General features: G+C 73.0%; 2 protein-coding genes. Both read left to right on the top strand.

Features of this window, described 5'->3' with window-relative positions; genetic code table 11:
• Nucleotides 1-629: lactonase family protein (locus tag DW309_RS11785; protein ID WP_136045483.1), on the top strand; the 629-nt coding region annotated here is incomplete at its 5' end.
• Between the two features lie 68 nt (nucleotides 630-697).
• Nucleotides 698-1,425, top strand: a 728-nt coding sequence (locus DW309_RS11780; RefSeq protein WP_136045482.1) for an MFS transporter, incomplete at its 3' end; no start/stop codon positions are given.

Below are 1,425 nucleotides of genomic sequence, written 5' to 3'. Positions count from 1 at the left end.
CCGCGACCGACCCCTACGGCGGACCGGACCGCGCCTCGCACGCGCACTCGGCCGCGTTCCTGCCCGACGGCCGCGTGGTCACGACCGATCTCGGCTTCGACCTGGTGCGGTTCTGGCGGTTGACCGGCAGCGGGCTGACGCTCGACCAGGAGGTCGTGCTGCCGCAGGGCACGGGACCGCGTCATATGGTCGTGCATCCGAGCGGGCACCTGCACGTGGTCACGGAGTACTCGTGCGAGGTGTTCACCCTGGCGGCGGCGGCCGACGGCACCTGGAGCGTGGTGTCGGCGACGACCGCGAGCCCGGTGGCGCAGGTCGGCAGTGACTTCCCCGCCGAGCTCGCCCGCACGCGCGACGGGCAGTTCCTGTACACGGCGCTGCGCGGCAGCAACACGATCGCGGCGCTGCGTGTGCGCGGCAGCGGAGAGGCGCTGGAGCCGGTGGCGCTCGCCGATTCCGGAGTCGACTGGCCGCGCCATCACCTCGTGTATCAGGGCAAGCTGCTCGTCGCCGGGCAGCGCTCCGACACGGTGACGCTGCTCGACCTCGACGAGCGCACGGGTGCTCCGCTCGGCGTGCGGCATGAGGCGCAGGCCCCGGCGCCCACGAGCATCCTCCCGCTGCGCTGAGCCGATGCGTCGCGGATGCGCGTCATCCGCTTGACCTCAAGGAAACTTGAGGTTCTACGGTCGACCTCATGACCACCGAGACCGGGCGCGCCGCGCCGTCCACGCCACCCACCCCCCGCATCCTCGGCGGCGAGTACGTGTGGATCACGATCGGCGCGTGCGCCCTGGTGTTCCTCGGCGCGTTCGAGTCGCTGGCGGTGACGACGGTGATGCCCGCCGTGAGCGCCGACCTCGACGGCGAGCGGCTGTATGCGCTCGCCTTCGCCGGACCGCTCGCCACGAGCGTGATCGGCATGGTCGCGGCGGGCAACTGGGCGGATCGACGCGGTCCGGTCGCCCCGCTGTACTCCTCGATCGCGCTGTTCGTGGTCGGCCTCCTGATCGCGGGACTCGCGCCGAGCATGGAGGTGCTGGTCGCGGGCCGGTTCGCGCAGGGCCTGGGCAGCGGCGGGCTCATGGTGGCGCTGTACGTGGTGGTCGCCCGGGTCTACCCGCAGGCGCTGCACCCCGCGATCTTCGCCGGGTTCGCCGCTGCGTGGGTGATCCCCTCGCTGATCGGTCCCACGATCGCGGGCGCGGTGACCGAGCTGTGGAGCTGGCACTGGGTCTTCCTCGGCGTCGTCGTGCTCGTGCTCGTCGCGCTGCTGATGATCGTGCCGGCGCTGCGGGGGCTGTCGAACGAGGGCGACGCGGCGACGCCGTGGGCGGTCGCCCGGCTCGGCTGGTCGGTGCTGGCGGCGGTCGCGGTGCTCGCCCTGAACCTGGTGGGCGACGTGCCCGGCGTCGGCCCGGCGCT

The organism is Microbacterium sp. K41, from assembly GCF_004794395.1.
In the GTDB taxonomy this organism is placed as follows: Bacteria; Actinomycetota; Actinomycetes; order Actinomycetales; family Microbacteriaceae; genus Microbacterium; species Microbacterium sufflavum.
The sequence above is the reverse complement of the archived record's forward strand: the minus strand, read 5'-3'. Positions and strand labels throughout refer to the sequence as shown.